This is a genomic window from Paenibacillus sp. Soil787 (assembly GCF_001429545.1).
Classification (GTDB): Bacteria; Bacillota; Bacilli; order Paenibacillales; family NBRC-103111; genus Paenibacillus_E.
On the sequence record NZ_LMSP01000003.1, the window covers coordinates 234,585 to 253,186 of the forward strand.

At 46.0% G+C, this 18,602-nt stretch carries 12 protein-coding genes and 2 pseudogenes; all 14 read right to left on the reverse strand.

Going from position 1 to position 18,602, the window contains the following annotated elements; all coding sequences use genetic code 11:
* Nucleotides 1-656: 656 nt before the first annotated feature.
* Entirely contained in the window at nucleotides 657-1,394 is a 738-nt protein-coding gene (locus tag ASG93_RS07050) for an ankyrin repeat domain-containing protein (RefSeq protein ID WP_056830256.1), read from the reverse strand.
* A gap of 204 nt (nucleotides 1,395-1,598) precedes the next feature.
* Nucleotides 1,599-1,919 carry an immunoglobulin-like domain-containing protein gene (locus tag ASG93_RS07055; RefSeq protein ID WP_321166675.1) on the reverse strand — a complete coding sequence of 107 codons (321 nt, stop codon included), beginning with the start codon at nucleotides 1,917-1,919 and terminating at the stop codon, nucleotides 1,599-1,601.
* Nucleotides 1,920-2,280: 361 nt separating this feature from the next.
* Entirely contained in the window at nucleotides 2,281-2,598 is a 318-nt protein-coding gene (locus tag ASG93_RS07060) for a hypothetical protein (protein ID WP_056830261.1), read from the reverse strand.
* A 941-nt stretch (nucleotides 2,599-3,539) separates the two neighbouring features.
* Complete coding sequence (locus ASG93_RS07070) at nucleotides 3,540-4,616, reverse strand: alpha/beta fold hydrolase (protein WP_056830265.1); 1,077 nt, start codon at nucleotides 4,614-4,616, stop codon at nucleotides 3,540-3,542.
* A 126-nt stretch (nucleotides 4,617-4,742) separates the two neighbouring features.
* On the reverse strand, nucleotides 4,743-4,973 hold the full coding sequence (locus ASG93_RS07075) for a hypothetical protein (protein ID WP_056830268.1): 231 nt from the start codon (nucleotides 4,971-4,973) through the stop codon (nucleotides 4,743-4,745).
* Nucleotides 4,974-5,468: 495 nt separating this feature from the next.
* Nucleotides 5,469-6,155 carry a glutamine amidotransferase-related protein gene (locus tag ASG93_RS07080; protein WP_056830270.1) on the reverse strand — a complete coding sequence of 229 codons (687 nt, stop codon included), beginning with the start codon at nucleotides 6,153-6,155 and terminating at the stop codon, nucleotides 5,469-5,471.
* Between the two features lie 445 nt (nucleotides 6,156-6,600).
* A pseudogene (locus tag ASG93_RS37085) lies at nucleotides 6,601-6,759 on the reverse strand (RNA polymerase subunit sigma-70); the annotation flags it as partial.
* On the reverse strand, nucleotides 6,695-9,781 hold the full coding sequence (locus ASG93_RS07085; RefSeq protein ID WP_056830271.1) for an efflux RND transporter permease subunit: 3,087 nt from the start codon (nucleotides 9,779-9,781) through the stop codon (nucleotides 6,695-6,697). The pseudogene ASG93_RS37085 and the gene ASG93_RS07085, both read right to left, overlap by 65 nt.
* 64 nt (nucleotides 9,782-9,845) lie before the next feature.
* Nucleotides 9,846-12,344 carry a bifunctional YncE family protein/alkaline phosphatase family protein gene (locus ASG93_RS07090; RefSeq protein WP_056830274.1) on the reverse strand — a complete coding sequence of 833 codons (2,499 nt, stop codon included), beginning with the start codon at nucleotides 12,342-12,344 and terminating at the stop codon, nucleotides 9,846-9,848.
* 490 nt (nucleotides 12,345-12,834) lie between these two features.
* Nucleotides 12,835-13,971, reverse strand: coding sequence for a tetratricopeptide repeat protein (locus ASG93_RS07095; RefSeq protein ID WP_056830275.1), 1,137 nt, complete (start codon nucleotides 13,969-13,971; stop codon nucleotides 12,835-12,837).
* A gap of 11 nt (nucleotides 13,972-13,982) precedes the next feature.
* Entirely contained in the window at nucleotides 13,983-15,137 is a 1,155-nt protein-coding gene (locus tag ASG93_RS07100) for a HupE/UreJ family protein (RefSeq protein WP_056830277.1), read from the reverse strand.
* A 91-nt stretch (nucleotides 15,138-15,228) separates the two neighbouring features.
* On the reverse strand, nucleotides 15,229-16,567 hold a 1,339-nt coding region (locus ASG93_RS37090), incomplete at its 5' end, for a PKD domain-containing protein (RefSeq protein ID WP_414858844.1).
* 266 nt (nucleotides 16,568-16,833) lie between these two features.
* Nucleotides 16,834-17,564 (reverse strand): annotated as a pseudogene (locus ASG93_RS37095) (fibronectin type III domain-containing protein); the annotation flags it as partial.
* Nucleotides 17,565-17,683: 119 nt separating this feature from the next.
* The coding region (locus ASG93_RS07115; protein ID WP_235550765.1) for a PKD domain-containing protein at nucleotides 17,684-18,602 on the reverse strand (919 nt) is incomplete at its 5' end.

Consider the following 18,602-nt stretch of genomic DNA (forward strand, 5'->3'; position numbering starts at 1 on the left):
CCTATGCAGGATGCGACGCTAACGGGAATCATAGAAAAAAATGTAATAAGCGTTCACCCAATAGATTGAGTGAACGCCTACTTTACTTCAAAACTTAATTTGTTACTTCAAGACTTTATTTGTTACTTCAAGACTTTATTTGTCACTTCAAAAGTTTATTGTCTACTTCAAAACCAATTTGTCATCCAACAAACATTGTTGGGAGACAAATTGCTTTTGAAGTGCAGAAAGCCAGCAAACTCAAAAGTTTTCTGGCTTTTTTGGTGAAAACAAAATGACAAATAAAGTTTTGAAGTAGATTATCGGCCAAATTGTCTCAATTACAAATTAGTTTTGAAGTACTTCTGACAAATTAAATAAAATCAGACGACTTGTTGAACTAACGTTCGCCGTTAGCGCAATATGGACTTGTTCATTTTGTTCAATCAGATAGATAAACTTTCTGACCAACATGAATTTGCTCGGGATTTTTAACAGAGACATGTCTTTATTCAGCTATCGTTTCCGTTAGCATAATGACCTAACCCAAGCTGAACTTCTTTTTTATTGACTATTTTTCTTCATAGTTGCTTAAAGAAGGCGTTCCGCTTCTGTTCTTTCTAACGAATGATCGCCTCCACCACAGGCTTATTCCAATCTGCAAAAAACTACGCTATTCACTCTTTTGACGACTTGGCACCTTTGCTTTTAAGCCAAGAAACTAACGTATCTCTCCGAGTGTCGAGACTGCCCGCCGCATCGAGTGGCGTCTGATCCGTGTAACCAGGGACCCCATTTATGTCGGCTCCTTTAGAGATGAGATATTCGGCAACACGACGTTGGCCCCCACTGCACGCTTGCCAGAAAGCCTCGGTAATGTCATCCACATTAGGTGCCGGATAGGAGCCCATCAGTTCCTCTATGCGAGACATCATCCCTAGAGCAGCCGCTTGCCAAAGTTTGTCCACACGCGCGCCTCGCTGTACCAAAAGTCTCGCAACGTTCCAACATCCATAACCGACTGCATTGTCCAAAGGGGTACCACCAGCGATGGAGCCACCACGCACTCCAATGTCGGCTCCACCAGCGATTAACGCAGCGGCAACATCCACGTCGTCACTGCTGGCCGCCCAGTGCAATGGGGTCTCCGAAAAGGTCCCCCCTGTAGCTGGGGCATTAGGATCTGCTCCTGCATCAATTAGCATTTTTACAATTACTGGGGCGTTTGGGAAGTATCCAGGCCAATCTGTAACCACGTGCAAAGTAGTACGAGAACCCCCTTTATTATCCGTGGCTCTCTTTGAGGCCAAGCCTGGAACCTCGTTCAGAAGATGACGCAATGCATCCAAGTTGCCCGTTTGAACTGCCCGCACGAACGATACGACCAGCGGATCGTTATGTTTGACTATCTCCATAAATTCGCTCCTTGGGTTTTGTGTATGATGCTGCACCTTTACAAGGTTATTGTACTTCTTTCTAGTTACCTATACCATGTTTCCTTCTTGCGCTTTTCTGCCAGTTACTTCAACGAGGCTGCCGATTCATGCCGGCAGCCTCGTCCTGCTTTCATATTAAATAAACGATCGCCTTTAGCGTAAGGATCATCTATCTGACAATCATTATAGCTCGAATTCAGGAGTACTGATGCTCACTGTCACATTTTTACCGTTATCATCGAAGCTAATTTCTTTGATTAGACGGTATGTTCCCTTAGGCAGCCATTGAAAAAGACCGACTTGCATTGTTCGTGATTCACCTGGCTGTAATTGGTATCCGACCGCAGGAAAAGCAAGGTTACTTAGTGTCAACGTATACCATTTAACAATCTCAAATTTCTGAATGATTAAGAATTCGCCTGTCATAATCGGGTGCGAGGAATTATTGGTAACTTGCATTTGCATGGTTTCTTTATTGCCGTAGCTGCTTTTGTCTATGGTTATGTTTTAGTAGTCTCCTCCCTATTTTACGCCCGATGTGAATTCAATTATTTGATATAGACGAATCTTTATTTCAAATAGTTGCCTGAATAAATCTCTATCGCCCGTTTAGTTTAAAAACCTCCTATAAGTGAGCAGCTGCCGAGGCGATCTGCTCCCTGATTAGTTTGAACTATCGTTTGTCGTTAGTGGAATGATTTTCCTCAAGAACTATTTGCCATCTCGACGATGGATACGGCTTCTTCGCAGAACAATCATCTGCATCTCGATGCTTTTTTTATCCTAAAATAAAAATGACCCCCTATTAAAAAAAGGGGGTGAGAGTCGGTAGTGGTGGGCCGTCAGGAAAAAGCTTAATAGAAAATTACGACGATGTCACAAATTGGTTGCACCACTCCTCTCCGTATGGATGAAACGGATTGGTGGTCGCGGCCTTATATCCTTGAGCAATGCTCCAATCGATGTATGCTTCGACTTGTTCCTTATTTTTCATGGAGCGTTCCGGACTTTCTGGCGCCAGATGATGGAAAACTGCCGAAAGCTCTTCGAGATCACATTCCGAAAGATCCTTTTGGTAGCTCATTTCCATCACTTCGACCTTGTCGAATAGACGCTCGATGTTGGACCGTTCGTCGTCGTTGACCTGATCTATGAAGCGCTGCTTTTTTTTATCATTGTACATAGATATGCATCCCTCCCACAAGTCATTATTGCCAACAACGCGCGAAAGAAGTACAGGTACAGATATTTCTTTGTGCTTTCATATGTGCTGATTTCTAATGTATTCAACATCAAACTAACGTATCCGTTAGTTCAGTAAGCTCACCTTATTCCCACCGCTTCTTTTTAAGTTGTCTTAACTCAATATATTTATCGCAAACATCACAACAATAATGGATTTTTCTTCTAAATATTTTTCCATAAGTATACATGGTATCTACGTATTCAGTTTCGAACCACCCCTTTTTGATTAATACATCTTCATTAATACGCCTTAGTTTGGATTGACAAAAGGGACAAACTTTTTTAAAAACGATTAGTCTATATAACTCTTTAAACGTAACCTCATACTCATAATGGCTCATTAAATCAACCCTTCAGCGAGACTCTGTTTCCATTTTTCACCTTACAGACCCACTTTATTCTGTTATCCTGCCCGTCCCTCGGTTTAGCTCAATGAAAACGGCAGCCGATTTTCTCTTACCTGCACCAATGCAATCGCTACGCTCAGGCTCTTCTCTTTGCCAAGAGAAATCAATCGGTTGAACACGGAACAAGTCCTCGATGGTTGGAAGCAGTTACGGACATTCCGCCGCGAATAAACTCCATCCAGGCGACTACGGCTTCTGGTGACACAACGCTAATCTCATTTTAATGACCTTGCATTTTCACTTCTACGGGATAGCTTACTCGTGTTGCCAACGCAAAAACACCTCCAAGTTGTCCACCATATCTTACGACACGGCTCATTTTACTTGAAGGTGTTTTAATTTGTCTCACGTTACGAGGTCAGTCCCGACTTCGTTGTATAGAATGTTTTTGTCGTCCGAATAAATGACGTCAAGCTCCCGAACGGCGTCACGCCGCAGGCGATTCAGGGGCTTATTGTGCAGCAGGGACGGTTTAACGGAAAAACTCTCTGAACAGCTTAATGGCGGCTTGCGGGTTCTCCTCCATGATCCAATGTCCGGTTTTCTCCAGCTTCACCGTCTTTGAATTCGGCGCATGCTCGTTTAAGAACTGCTCCAGCATGCCGTAACCGGACACGCCGCCGATGCCGAGCACGGGCACGGACAGCGGCTTGTACGTTTTCAGCGTTTCGATATCATCCCTGAACGTCTTGTACCATTCGTTCCCGGCGCGAAGCGCATCGGGCTGGGAATAAGCTGCGAGGTAAACCTCGCGTTCCTTCTTGCTGAGCGCATCCTTGGTGTAGCCCATATAATCGTAAATCCAATTATAGACGAGATCCAGCTGTTTGTCCTGCAGCATCTGCTCCGACAAGCCCGGGATGGTATTAACGGCAAACCACCAGTAGAACTTAGGGCGTTCGGGGTTGCTCTCGTCGTACACGCCAGGCGGCGGCAAGATCGGGATTTTCAGGAAGTTATCGTTCGGATGGGAAGCATCCATCAGCACGACTTTCTTCGTGGCCTCCGGGTAGTTGGCTGCATATGCGTACGCGATCGTCGCTCCGATATCATGTCCGGCGATGTTGATGCTCTTGTAGACGAGCGCTTTCGCCAATTCATAAATATCCTTTGCCATCGTCTTCTTGTCATAACCCGACTGAGGCTTGTCCGAACTGCCCATGCCCCGGTATTCCACGACATAGACATGATAGTACTTGGCCAGCTCCGGCATCATATTGCGGAACGAATACCAGGTTACAGGCCAGCCCGGCAGCAGAAACAGCGGCTCGCCCTCCCCGCCCTCGACGTAGTGAAGCTTGACGCCGTTCGCTTCTTTGTAGCCGTTCTTGAAGCCCGGAAGCTCTTTGACGAGCTCCTCGTCGGAAAACGCCTTACCGGGCGTTAATTTGCCTGCAGTGGTTAATGCCACTTTCTTTGGATTGATATCGGCGGCGCGCTCGCCGTCTTGCTCATTGCTGTTTCGCGCGCAGGCCGAAAGTAGCATAAGCGCCGCGATCAGCAGTATTGCCGTGCATTTGGCCGGCCATCTCGATTGGTTCCCGAACATCGCATTCCCTCCTATATACATTCATTATGCACGCTCATGCGCGTGACTTACATCGACTATCATTTTCCTTATCGAGTTAACGTATGCGAAGCCTAGCAACGTTATTTGGTTGTCCTACGGATTAGTTTATTGATCGTAGATGCCATGATCACTCCTCTTAAGTTTAATTATTCGAATAACTAACACATGACCTAGGAAGGAATCCGCGTAATGGCTTCTCACAAGGAACGGCCACTCGACCTCATTCTGCTGCGTTAAAGCGAACTGCAGCTTCGTCAGTGATTCCATCCTTTCCTCTAAAATAGAGCCGACCACCAGCACCAGCAGAACCGATACCGTTGCAATCCGCAGCGTCATCCTAATTTTTCCCCGCCATCACTTTCGCTCTCTGATCGCTAAATGCGCTCGGTCCTTAGGGTTTCGCTCGTTCTTGCACCTTAATCTTACCAAGGATGACGGAGTACTAAATCTGTTAAAAGTCATGAATATGCAAAAAAAAAAGCATCGCCTTCGGTCATTACGCATGACAATTTTCATGCGCCATGCCAAAAGTAATGCTTCCCGTACTCAGATCGAATGACAACGACAGCAATCTAACCAGTTATAGACACGTGCTTGCACTACGCAAAGGTCAGTCGTCAGGTGATCGCGAATTTTCATTGCTTCCCTCAGTTCGGCATAAACGCCCTCCCTGGTGTTTTCAAACGTAATGGGCTTCCCGAACTCGACTCCGCGGTTTCGTCCGTTAGCTGCCCAGCGTCGTGGACCCATTAACATCATACCAAGGAGTCTTTTTATTTCTCAAACCTCGTATTTCTTCATAATAGGAATGCTGCCCGTTAGAGCTTAATCTCATTTCAAGATACTGGTTAGAAAGGTATCAACGATACAGTGAGTGGAATCTGGAGTGGAACTTAATTGGGGAACAAACAACGTGCCGATAAAGAACTTATGTTCAGTTATCTCGATAGCTCTGGGGTTACCTACAGAATCTGTTCCGACTATTCTTAATCCGGCTTCATGAATTTGTTGTTCATATTCTGGACTAAGTCCATAGTTACATCTGAATTGTTCGTTCGTATTTTCCGCCTGATAAATATCGAATAGTCTCGAGTTCTTATTAACGATGACATTCCCTTTTTGGCCAACTAATGAGCAAGCTAGTTTACTAATTATTAATTGCAGTGTGTGTGGGTCGCGTTCCTCGTGACCCGCATTCTCCAGCAACATTTTGTTTTTTGCATATTCCAAAATGATGTATTGAAACCCACCGCATGTTCCTAGCAAAGGCACATTATTTTCGCGTGCAAATTGAATTATTGTAAGTACACCTTCAACGGAATCCGGATACCCAGGGCCTATCCAAAAACCCTGGTATGTTTCCTTTATAGCATTCATTTGTTTACTTATTGTAGCTGTTGGAATCCATTCATACTCGAAAGAAATCCCTAATTTACTAGATGAATGCAGAATCGCATTGTTAGTAGCAGTCTGTGATGGATATTCTGGACTGAAATCACCGACAATCCCCACTTTCATTATTATATGCCCCCTTTCGAATTCAACTTGAGATTTATACCATAAATTAATAGATACTTCAATGAGAAGGTTATCTGTTCTAAGCTCTTCCGATCCAACGCTTCTATTCAAGAAAACTGCCCGTTAGATCAACGAAAGGCAGCCATTGGTCGGCTGCCATCCTGGTGAAGCCACCGATTTTAAGTCTGGCCCTCAGTTGGTTCGGCCCAACCTTCAGCGACTTGATGGCACTGTATTGGAACAGAGCCATGTCCCACTGCAGTGGTGCAACCCCTTCGAGAATGTCTGGACGGCCTCTGTTGGCGGAGCTCCGAGCTCCTCCAGCATCAGCTTAGGCCGTAGCTCAGGTGATGCATCGACCGGGATCTGCTAATATACTGTCCCTGAAGGATACATTGAGCTCCATCTGATCTGAATTGATCGATGTAGGGATGGCAAGAGCAGTCAGACCAATGGTGCCGATCGAGATCAAATCCTCCAAATCTTCCCCTGTATTGTAGAATTTTTTGAGGTTGTGTACTCGAAGCAACGTAAATGATTTATTTATTAAGTAAGTTAGATATAACTTTTGCCGTTTCGGTATGGGTTGTTGTATTGTTGCCATTGTGGAGCCATCTATAAATGAACGGAATCACTAGTAAAGTTACAATGGTCGAGCTTAACATTCCGCCAACTACTACAACTCCAAGTGTTTTAGAAACAATCGTGTCTTGTGTTGGAACCCATATTAGCGGCAAACAAGTGAGTATGGTCGTACAGGCAGTCATACAAATCGGGCGGATGCGTCTCATTACCCCCATTGCTACCGCTTCAGATAACTCGGCTCCTGCTCTTCGATTTCTCTCCAACTGAGCAACTAGGACGATACTGTTTGTTACAACAATGCCTGCAAGCATTAACACACCGACGATCGCCGACAAGTTCCACTCTCCATTTGTCACCCACAATCCACCAATAGCCCCAACTACAGCAAAAGGAATAGAGACAATCACGGATAAAGGCGCCCTCCAACCTCTGAACATAATGCCTACGATTAAGGAGATTAGTATAACTGAGAAAAGCAAAGCGATGCCCGCCTCAAGTATCATCTCCCGAACCTGAGAAGACACTCCTCCCGTAATAATTCGAACTCCTTTCGGCAGCTCGATCTCTTTCAGTGCAGCTTCCATTTGAGAGGTGGCTTTGCCTATGTCGGAGCTTATCATATCAACAGTTACAAGGGAAAATGGCTTTCCATTTCTTTCTCTAATCGTTGGAGGATTAATCAGAGGCTCCAAGACGCCAAGTTCACTTAATCGAATCGATTTACCTGCGGGTGTTGGGATCGTTTGTTCCCCGAGAAACAGCAGCGGGTCTACGGTGCTCAGATCTTTTCTTAAGGAAACATGTACGGGAATGTTTTGACCGTCCATTCGGATCACTTGATCCTTTGGCATCATATCGGCAATCATTCGTAAGATCTCTACCTTAAGCAGACCAAGCTTTTCGAGTTTGTTCCCATCCAACTTTATTTGATACCCTTCCTGCTCACTTACCGCTTCTTGAACGCGGATTCCAGGAACAAGCTTAAGCTTTGCGCTAATAAGATCAGCAATACGATTTAAGGCCTCCGCGTCCGCTCCTACCACTCTTAATGTAGTCCGCGCATCATCGCCGGAAATGTTTCGATTGGAGATCGAAAAGGATGAACGTAGGGGAAGTGAAGTGATATGTTGTTGCATATCATGAATAAAGGAATTTTCATCGCTTTTTCTTTTTAAGACGACATCGATTTGTGCCTGCTGCCCAACATCTACCCATCCCCCCCCTTCATCGAATACGTCATCGAATTGTGGAGTGAAATCGGTGCCGATAACGCTTGAGAGAGTTTGAATCCTTGCGTCCTTTTGAAGCAGGGCCTCCATCCGCTTAACATCCCCATCCAAATCCTTCCTGCTATCCGCTCCGACCGCCTTGATGGTTACAGCGCTTATCCCGTTCGTCGGCATAAGATTGACCGGCAATCGAGGGGCTGCAAAAAGCGAAAACAGAAGAGCACTAAAACTTATACCAACGATCAACTTACGTTTACTCACTGTCAATTCCCAGCATGTAAGCAATCTTGGTTCCCAGTTGGCCGTCTCTTTATGCCTAGCTATTCCTCCCCACTTAGCAGCAAATATCGGAATGACCAGCAATGCTACTATCATGGAAACCAATAAGGTAAGGATAACACACCAAGAAAACGACCAGAACGAGGAACTAATCATCCCTTTGGTCATTAAGATCGGTAAAAACACGCAGACAGTTGTAAGCGTAGAAGAAATCACAGGAGCAGCCATATCCTTAACGGCCTTAGAAATAATAAGCCTCTGCGGAAGCTGAGGCGAATCTTTATGTAATCTCAGAATTTGGTCTACAACAACGATAGAATCGTCGACAACCCGCCCCATAGCCACTATTAACCCCGCCATCGTCAAGAGATTTAAAGAAATCCCCATCAGATTTAATAAACCGGTTGACACGAACAAACTGATGGGGATAGATACGGCTGTAATGACTGCAAATCGGAAAGAACGAAGAAAGAGAATAATACTCACTAAGCTAAAGAAGACACCCAAAAGCCCTTCTCGGATTAGATTCTGAATGGATTCCTGAATATTGTCGCCTCGGCTATAGATAACATGTAATCGCGTACCTTCAGGCAGAGAGGCTTCCAATTCTTTGATACTTTCGCGCAGGTCCTTGGTGACATCCAAAACATTGAAAGAAGGATGTTTGACAACTTCGAAGGTCACACTGGGGCGACCATCAGATCTTACTAACGTAGCACCTTCTTGCAAAGTCTCTTTAACATCAGCTAAGGCAGATAGCGGGGTTTGAACACCATCTTGACGATGAACCGGCATTTGCTTTAATTTGTCATAAGCACTGTCTTCTGTTCCCGCTACTTTTATCGATATGGCATTGCCGTTCCAGTCCAATTTACCTGAAACGGTGGAATAGTGATTTTGCCCCAGAGCCTGATGGATGTCTTCCATTGTGAATCCACGCTCGGTCATCGCCTGCTGATCCAAATCTATATGAATGATGTTCGAATCTTCACCAATGACCCGCACTTCACTGATCCCCGGGAGGCTTTGAAGACGGTTATGGATTTTATGTGCCTCTGCCGTTCTTAGCTGAGTTTCATTCATTTCGTCCGTCAGACTTTCCAATTGTATTCGGGCAATGGGAAAAGCATCCGTACTAAGCAAGGTAATGATAGGCTTCTCTGCACCAATAGGCATGCTAAAACCCGCAAGAAATTGCTGAACATCGGATTTCGCCCTTTCCATATCATAATCGATAGGAAAATATAAGCTGCAAAAAAATCCGCCGTTAAAGGAATTGGATTCCAAGGCTTCCAACCCTTTCATACTGCTTAATATTTGAACCACCGGATCGGAAACAAAGGATTTAACTTGATTGGCATCCAATGAACTTGCTTTTACAGTTACCATAATGGTTGAATTTTGGATAGAGGGCAAATAATCGGTTTTCATTTGTAAAGCACCATAAATCCCCCATAGGATCAACAAAATCAAACTCACGGAAATCAATGAAGGTTTTTTAATATTGACATCCAGAAACTTTTGGAAATCCATTATGTTGTCCAACTCCTCTAAGATAAACAGCGGCAGCTCGTTACCACGAGCCGCCGGCAGGTTGCTAATTATGTTTTTTCGGGTCAGGCTTGGCTCCGTTAGTCGTCTGCCAGATGGCATCGTTCAGCTTGTCACGATCAGCCGAGTCAGGACTGGAGAAATCGAGACTCTTGGAAATTTCCGCATTCGGAGCATCTTCGCCGTTGAGCTGGTCTATTGGATATCCTGGGATTTCCACATGATAAGGCGTAAAAACCGGATTCGTGGTAAATGCCCCTAACATCGGGATGGAAGAAGCATCAAACTGAGTCATCGGCTTTAAACCGAGAATCAATTCCATCGTTCTTAGCATAGAGGTCGTATTATATGGCGTACTATCAACTCGACCGGTCTGTGTATACGGGCTTATAGCCAGAGCTACAACCCGATGGGCCTCTACGTGATCAACGCCGCTCTGTGCATCATCCTCGATAACAAAAATCGCTGTATCTTTCCAGTACATCGAATGACTGATCGTATCGACCAATTTACCGAGTGCCAAATCATTAGAGGCCATCATCGCTTGCGGAGTTCGAAATCCCGGAAACGTGCCTGCCGTATGATCGTCCGGCAAATAGACCGTTTCTAGCTGCGGTAAATTGCCGTTCTTCTCATATTTCTTAAACTCTTTCTCCCATTCTTGGTAACGAGTCATATCCGATAGGCCTAAATCCCATCCGCCGTAGTAAGGGTCGTAATTTCCGCCGAAATCAGTCGTTTTCTTATCATTAGGATAATATTGTTTTGTCTTGGTATCATAGTTCTGCATAAATTGACCATAATTTCGAAAAGTAATCCCCGATTTTAGAGCTAAATCCCATAGAAATCCCTCTTTCGATCGGGTGAATGGCACCCCGCTCGGCTCATCTCCCCCGCCGCCGCCTTCAAAGTCGTAATCCCTGTTCCGGCCCGAATAATTGGCGTGCCAATTTTTCTGCACATAATCGTTGGCCTTACCGGCTGTTGACCAGTTCTGTCCGTCTGCACTAACATCCGAAACGGCATAAAAATGATCCAACGTAACAAATTGTTCCGCCAGTTTATGATGGTTCGGGGTAAAGTTTCTTCCAAACTCCACAAGACTCGGGTCGCCATTACCTCTGCCTAAATCGCCAAGAATGTCGTCGTAGGTCCGATTTTCCTTAATGACGTAAATAATATGCTTAATCGGTGACGTTTGCGAAATATGACTCGGAATCGGAAATTCTTTCTCCTCCGCTGCCGGGGAGGCTGATTCGCTGCCACCTAGCCGATTGTTGTATTCCACTTGCTTTGTATATGCTTGAAGCTGGTCTTCCGCTGGAATTTTGATGGTAGACAAGGTCCCCGTCGACATGCTTCCTACCCATTGAACCGGCTTCGCGTTCGGCCCCGATCCCAGTCCTTTGGCATTAAGCACGAATATTTTAGACTCATCCTTACTAAGAAAAACACCGGTCGGATACCAGGCTGTAGGGATTAATCCCGAAATGCGTGCACCGGAGGCTTTTCCTGCAGAGTCCAAATTCACGACTGCTACATCATTGTTCCCGGCATTCGCTATATACAGCTTGGTTCCATCGGAACTAATGGCAAGTGCATCTGGTTGACTACCTGTAGGGGCATTGGGATACGGCAATACGGAAATGGTTTCGATAACTTGTAGAAGGGAAGGATCAATAATTGAAATATCATCGCTATCGGAATTGGATACATAAACTAGGCCTGAGAGCGGATTCTCAGCAATAGCATTCGGGTGAAGCCCCACTGGTATGAGCTCTTTGAGCTTCATGGTGTCGGCATCAAGCACAGCTACGCTGCTCTCTCCCCAATTACTAACATAAATCGTTTTCCCGTCTCGACTTAGCAAAGGTGAATAGGGCCTTTTTCCAACGGAAACGGTAGATTCGATCTTTTGTGTCAATAAATTGATTCGAGATACGGAATTATTTACATTATTAGCGGTATACAGCCATTTCCCATCCGGCGAAACAATGACTCCTGCCGGATAAAAGGAATCTCTAAGGGGAATTGAATTTTGTTCCGTTAAAGTCCCACCGGTAAATTGAAATACCCGAATTTTATTATTTCCGCCGCCGGAAGCATAAAGCTTGGATCCGTCAGGGCTGAAAGAGAGGCCTAAATAAAGAGCTTCGGGGGCATTATAGGACAGTGTTTGCAGCACTTTCTGATCTAAGGCGTCGATAACCTGTAGAGATTGCGTGGCAACACCATCATTCGATACAATCAAAAAACGTCCATCCGGGCTTAGCACGCCGCCCATCGGAAAACTCCCGAGAGGAATTTGATTACCTGCTGGAGTCAACTGCCAGCCTGTTGTTGTATTAGCTCCATTTTTGATGAGAGAAGGGGAATTTCGTGGTTGATTCACTATGGAGGCGTATGCCATTGAAGGTGAAACAGCTTCCTCACTATCCGTTCCTTTAAGGTTAAAAGAAAATGCCGCGTATGCACTCGAGCTAACGATCAAACTTAACATTCCGAATATAAAGAGCCATTTTCTCTTAAACATCGTTTTTCTCACGCTGTCACTCCGCTCTCATCTTTTGTTGAAGTCAAGGGAATTTTAACATTTGAGTGTAATCTGCTCGTTAACAAGTTATTTTGTTTATGTAAAAGAAACTGCTTTCATTAGTTCCAAGCTTGGTTAGGCGTGGCGGATGACAAAAAGCCGGAAGGAATCTTTCTCCTTCCAGCTATCCGTGTGAAATTCCATCCTATTTGTTCGCTTTAAATTCAAATTGTCCGGATCAGTTTTCATTACAGTTTTCATTTAATAAATTCTACTTTTTTGAAAAAATAAAGGCATAAATGATGTTTATCAATGTGGCTGCAACGGCCGAATTCCAAATTAACATCATAATTAAGCAGCCCACAGGATCTATATCAGCCTCTATTACAGTGTTCATTTTTATCTTCCTCCCACTATAATTTAATGTTTTCTCTGTATTTCTCACTCATTCTTACGATCTCTATTTCTGACTTCCACAAATCGCCCTTGGGGATGACGGCATTTACACCGGTGTGTAAACAATCATGTAATAAGTCATGAAAGAAGCGGCAACCATATGCAAACAACTTATCAAAACATAAACCAATCTGCCTGTTTTCAATGACATCGGGGCAAGAAGCCTTATTATCATAAGCGAGAGGATTGATAAGCCCAACAGGACGAAGAAAAACCTCAGGTCGACTATCTGTTCTTCAGTTATGATTAGGTATAAAACAGGACCTAGTGATGTTAGGGCAAGGAGTAATAAAGGCGCAATAAGCTGCCTGGCATAATTTCGCAAATTGAAATGCTGCCAAAACTTTATGGGAATTAGCAATATTACCACCGATATAAAATACAAAAGGGAAAGCATGAATCCATACCACATGTTCCTTTGGTTTATAATATTGGTTTTTCTCTCTGCATAATTAAAATGTTCTCCCGGATTTCCCAGCACCATTACCTGATCTATGGCCCTGATAGCCTTGCCGTAACTATGTTGCTTAATGAGAATGTTGGAATACAACTTCAGGGCCAGGGCTTTGTCTGTACTTGACATGCTGACCTTATCAAAGCTGTTTATGTATTTTTTTGCATGCATTCTCGCATTTTGATATTGAGTAGTTTCAAAATATTTGTTTGCCAAATAGATATGCATTTCGGGCGCAATTATTGCGTTCTCATTCTTTGAAAGAATGGTTTCGACATCCTTCAGGCTTTCTTTGATGCGCATATCGTCTTCTTCTAACTGGATTTTTCTAAAATCTCGCAATGCTTGCCATTCAGAACGTCTTTCATTTAGATAAGCAACTCTTTCCCGAAAGGTACTGGCAAATTTCCCCTCAGGGAAATGGACAAGATACATTTCATAAAAGGACAAGGCTTTTTCAAAATTAAAAAGGTAATTATCATAGATATGGGTCAATTGCTTGTAGACCGTTTCATTATTCAGATCCGGATTCTTTGCCAGAAGTTCTTCCAAAACTAAAGCCGCCTGCTCATAATTTTTGTCAACAAAGAATTGGTTCGCTTTAATGCTGTATTCCTGTTCAAGGTCCTGAGAACTGTTTTGAGCCATGCTGGTACCAGGACTTGTAAGTAAGATAATTAAAGCAATCATCATTGAAACAAAAAAATAGGGTGATTTATTTTTCTTCATGTACTTCTCCATTAGAACGGTACCAGCTGCAGGTTGAATACCCGATCGACGAACCAAATTGAACCAAGAATAAAGATGGCTGTGGACGCTACAGCGGTTATTCTTCTAATAGCGAACTTTTTCCTCATCAGCAGCAGAACAGGCACTATGATTAAAAAGATCATCAACTGTCCGAGTTCCACGCCGACGTTAAACGAGACAACCGAAAGGACAAGATTCGATTTTCCTGCGATGAACTCCTGAAGAACGCTGGCAAAGCCGAATCCATGAACCAATCCGAAGATGAAGGTTACCAGCCATCGATAATTGATCTGTTTTGCCAACAGGTTTTCCAACGCGACATAACAAATGGAAAGGGCGATCACGCTTTCGACAAACCTGGAGTTCATAGTGACAACCTGCATGGCCGCCAGCAGCAAAGTAATGCTGTGCGCCACAGTAAAGGCAGTGATCATCTTTATGGCTTCCCTATTGGATAAACCTATCACAATTAAAGCAACCAGGAATGTTATATGATCATATCCGGTTAGGATATGTTTGATTCCAAGCAATAAGAAGGTATATATGCTCGACCATAAAGCGGCGGCTTTAGATTTAACGGAGAATTCCCATACGGTATTGTTGGATTCGAATGTATACTGCAAATCCGGTTGGGTATAATCGAAGACCTTCTGCACCGAGTCGTCATCGGCATCAGAAAAATAGATATAACCAATATTCACATGCTGCTTATTGGTTTCTTCAAGTAACAGCCGGTAATCAATCTTCACCTTGTTATCTTGCTGGTCAAAATTTATATCGCTTACCCTCAGCCATATTTTCCATAATGTTCCTTCCCGCTCTATTTTGTCTGCCTTTACTGGGTAAGAGCGGTCATCGATGGAAACCGACAGCTTTTCGTTAATGTAAGGTTGAATAATGCTGGTTGTCATTTCCCGGAGCTGCTCGCCTTGGGGGTTGTCAAGGTCAGGGCCGAGTTCCTTGATCCCTTTTATTTGCTGAAACAAGGCGGGGTCGAGTTCAATGGTGAACAGAATGCGATCCTTGCCAATAGCCCATCTTGACCCTCCAATATTCAAATCGTGAGCAGAAACGGGGGTAGCGATTAAAAAAAATGAAGCAATCAGGATTAATGACGCTAGTCTTCTGAACCATTGTACAGGCATGACGATATCCTCGTTTCTTCTTTGAGTAATGGAGCGGCCGCAGGGAAAACCCTGCGACCGCCTGTTTTATCATGCTGCGATCAAACAGATCTTACTGGTAAGTCACAACCAGCAAGGGGGCTTTTGTAGCTGAGACTTCGTAGGCTCGAGCGGTCCGATGGCCGGTACCGGTGACGATGAAGACCATGGAATTGTTCTGAACCCAACCGGTGCGGTTGACGATTTCCTGGATAATGTTCTTCAGGTCCGGTGTCCTCTGGTCAACACCGGCAGCGTCCACCGTGTTCCAGGTGACCGGGCTCCATGCAACGGAAGCGGTCGTGGCGGCACGGGAGGAGATGTTAAAGGTCGACGTGGTGAAGGTGCCCGGGTTATCGGCTGCCTGCCCCTTGATGGTCAGGTTGGTAGCTTCGGAGTTCGCCTCATCCACGGTGAACTGGATGTAGGCATTAGTAATGGTCTTGCCTTTCGGCACGTTGACGTTGTTGAAGCGCATTCCGACGTACTGGTTGCCAGTGGTCGCGGTGTCGTATACCAATTCCAAGTCGGAGCTGGTGATGTACATGGTGCCGCCGGTCTGCTGCTGCTCGACATCATCTGTGCCTGCATTGACTCTGGAATTGACGGTAGTGGAAACGCCGCCGCCTGCATTCACGGTGACGACCACCGTATCCGTGGCAGTGGCGCCGCCGTTATCTGTCACCGTAAGGGTTATTGTATGAGTGCCAACAGCCAGGCTGACGCTCGGAGTGGCGCCGGTGGCAATCTGGGTTGCCCCCTCTTTCCAGACATAGGAAGAGATCGTTCCGTCCGGATCGCTACTTCCTGTCCCGTTCAGGGCAACCGTTTCGGAACCGCTGCTGTCGCTGTCGGTTACAATCTGGTCAGGGCCGGCATTAGCCACCGGAGACTGGTTGCCGCCACCGCTGCCTTGGGGAACAGATATAGTTTCAATTACCGTACCGTCTGCCCGGCGTGCGGTCATGGTCATTGTGTTTCCTGCAACGTCGAACTCGGTGTAGTGGAACGACTGATCCGTTTTGACGAGGTTCGGCATGCTTGGAYTTGGTACATACAAGGGAGCGCCGCCGCCGCCGGTAGTAACGTACTGAACCCCTTCGACGACCGCACGGGCATAGTTATGGTTATGTCCGTTGAGGTACATCTGTACCCCATATTGCTTCAAGAGGGGATGGATGGCAGTCTGGACATTGGTGTTGTTCGCATGAGTGCCGGCACCCCACCCAGGCTCATGGGCCATAACAATTTTAAAAGGCTTGGTTGTGGAGGCAAGGTCGTTGACCAGCCAGTTGTACTGAGCCGAACCGGAGGTAAAGGTCGCATACTCATCTACCACTGCGAAATGGACCGGGCCGTAATCGTAGGACCAGTAGTTGTTAGCCACGTATGGATATGGGAAGTACTTGTTGNTGTACCCCATATTGCTTCAAGAGGGGATGGATGGCAGTCTGGACATTGGTGTTGTTCGCATGAGTGCCGGCACCCCACCCAGGCTCATGGGCCATAACAATTTTAAAAGGCTTGGTTGTGGAGGCAAGGTCGTTGACCAGCCAGTTATACTGAGCCGAGCCGGAGGTAAAGGTCGCATACTCATCTACCACTGCGAAATGGACCGGGCCGTAATCGTAGGACCAGTAGTTGTTAGCCACGTATGGATATGGGAAGTACTTGTTGNGTAAAGGTCGCATACTCATCTACCACTGCGAAATGGACCGGGCCGTAATCGTAGGACCAGTAGTTGTTAGCCACGTATGGATATGGGAAGTACTTGTTGTAGACCGAGCCTGTACCCTCATGGTTGCCCCTTGCGCCAATCATAGGGATCTCGGCCTGGAGAGCGTGCATCTGCGGGTAGGTGGAACCGGAAACGAAGTATTCAGAGGTCCAGTAGCTCTCGGTATCGCCTCCAACTACATCCCCGCTGTTCAGGAGAATGGTCTGATAGGCCGGATCAGCGGCATAAGCCGAACGTACCTGGGAAGCTACCGACTCTTGGGAACTTACGTTAGTGCGGCTGTCGCCGTAGGAGAGGAACTTCACGGATGTAGCGGAAGCTGCCGGCGCGGTGCGGAAAGAACCAGCCTGACCATCTACCTGATAGTAATACTTAGTGCCCGGCTGCAGCCCAGTGATGGTGTACTTGTGCTGGTTGGCGGAACCGTACGTCCCGACGGTCGCTTGCCCCATCGAATAAGTGGTGTCGGTACCCCATTTGATGACGTTTGACTCGGTTACGCTCGTCTGCCAAAGGACGCTCATTGAGATGTTGGAACTTTCGAACAGCAGATAAGGCCCTTTAATGATGTTGGTGGCAGCTGACGCGCTGAAACTAGCAATGGTGAATAGAACACTAGTAACACAAAGAACCAATAATAAACCTTTCCACTTAGCTTTCATTGCTTTCATTTTTTTCTTCCCTTCGCTACTTGTATTGGGAGTCAGAAACAGTTGAGCGGTCGCAGGGAAAACCCTGCGACCACCTGTTTTAACGTTAAGTACGCCTTGAAGGCCAAGCCTTCATACGACTACTTTCTGGTGGTGAAATTGAAGATCGTGCTGGTGGTCGACCCGTTGGCGTTGGTGGCGGTAACCTTCCAATAGTAAGTCGTTCCGCTCCCCAGGGTGACCGAGGAGGTATGGCTACTTGAGGTCAGCCCGCTGACGCTGATCTCCGGCGAGGTGAAGTTGCTGTCGTTATCGACGACGATGCTGTAAGAGACGGCATTCGCCGAATCGTTCCAGTCAAAGGATGGAGTTTTCGATACATTACTTTTCCCATTTACGGGAGAAAGAAGGCTGAATGAACCCGGAGGCTGGTTGCCGGCAGCATTTACAGTGACGACCACTGTGTCAGAGGCAGTGGCCCCAGTGTTATCTGTTACCGTAAGAGTTAATGTATGTGTACCAACAGCCAGATTGACGCTCGGAGCGGAGCCGGTGGCAATCTGGGTTGCCCCCTCTTTCCAGACATAGGAAGAGATCGTTCCGTCCGGATCGCTGCTTCCTGTCCCGTTCAGGGCAACCGTTTCGGAGCCACTGCTGTCGCTATCGGTTACAATCTGGTCAGGGCCGGCATTAGCCACCGGAGACTGGTTGCCGCCACCGCTGCCTTGGGGAACAGATATAGTTTCAATTACCGTGCCGTCTGCCCGGCGGGCGGTCATGGTCATTGTGCTTCCTGCAACGTCGAACTCGGTGTAGTGGAACGACTGATCCGTTTTGACGATGTTCGGCATGCTTGGACTTGGTACATACAAGGGAGCGCCGCCGCCGCCGGAAGTAACGTACTGAACCCCTTCGACGACCGCACGGGCATAGTTATGGTTATGTCCGTTGAGGTACATTTGTACCCCATATTGCTTCAAGAGGGGATGGATGGCAGTCTGGACATTGGTGTTGTTCGCATGAGTGCCGGCACCCCACCCAGGCTCATGGGCCATAACA

Bases quoted from the DNA above. Each gene is read 5' to 3' on its own strand.
- ASG93_RS07085 (WP_056830271.1), bottom strand. From the start codon at position 9,781: ATGGATTTCCAAAAGTTTCTGGATGTCAATATTAAAAAACCTTCATTG.
- ASG93_RS07070 (WP_056830265.1), bottom strand. From the start codon at position 4,616: ATGTTCGGGAACCAATCGAGATGGCCGGCCAAATGCACGGCAATACTG.
- ASG93_RS07080 (WP_056830270.1), bottom strand. From the start codon at position 6,155: ATGAAAGTGGGGATTGTCGGTGATTTCAGTCCAGAATATCCATCACAG.
- ASG93_RS07050 (WP_056830256.1), bottom strand. From the start codon at position 1,394: ATGGAGATAGTCAAACATAACGATCCGCTGGTCGTATCGTTCGTGCGG.
- ASG93_RS07100 (WP_056830277.1), bottom strand. From the start codon at position 15,137: ATGCCTGTACAATGGTTCAGAAGACTAGCGTCATTAATCCTGATTGCT.
- ASG93_RS07095 (WP_056830275.1), bottom strand. From the start codon at position 13,971: ATGAAGAAAAATAAATCACCCTATTTTTTTGTTTCAATGATGATTGCT.
- ASG93_RS07075 (WP_056830268.1), bottom strand. From the start codon at position 4,973: ATGACGCTGCGGATTGCAACGGTATCGGTTCTGCTGGTGCTGGTGGTC.
- ASG93_RS07060 (WP_056830261.1), bottom strand. From the start codon at position 2,598: ATGTACAATGATAAAAAAAAGCAGCGCTTCATAGATCAGGTCAACGAC.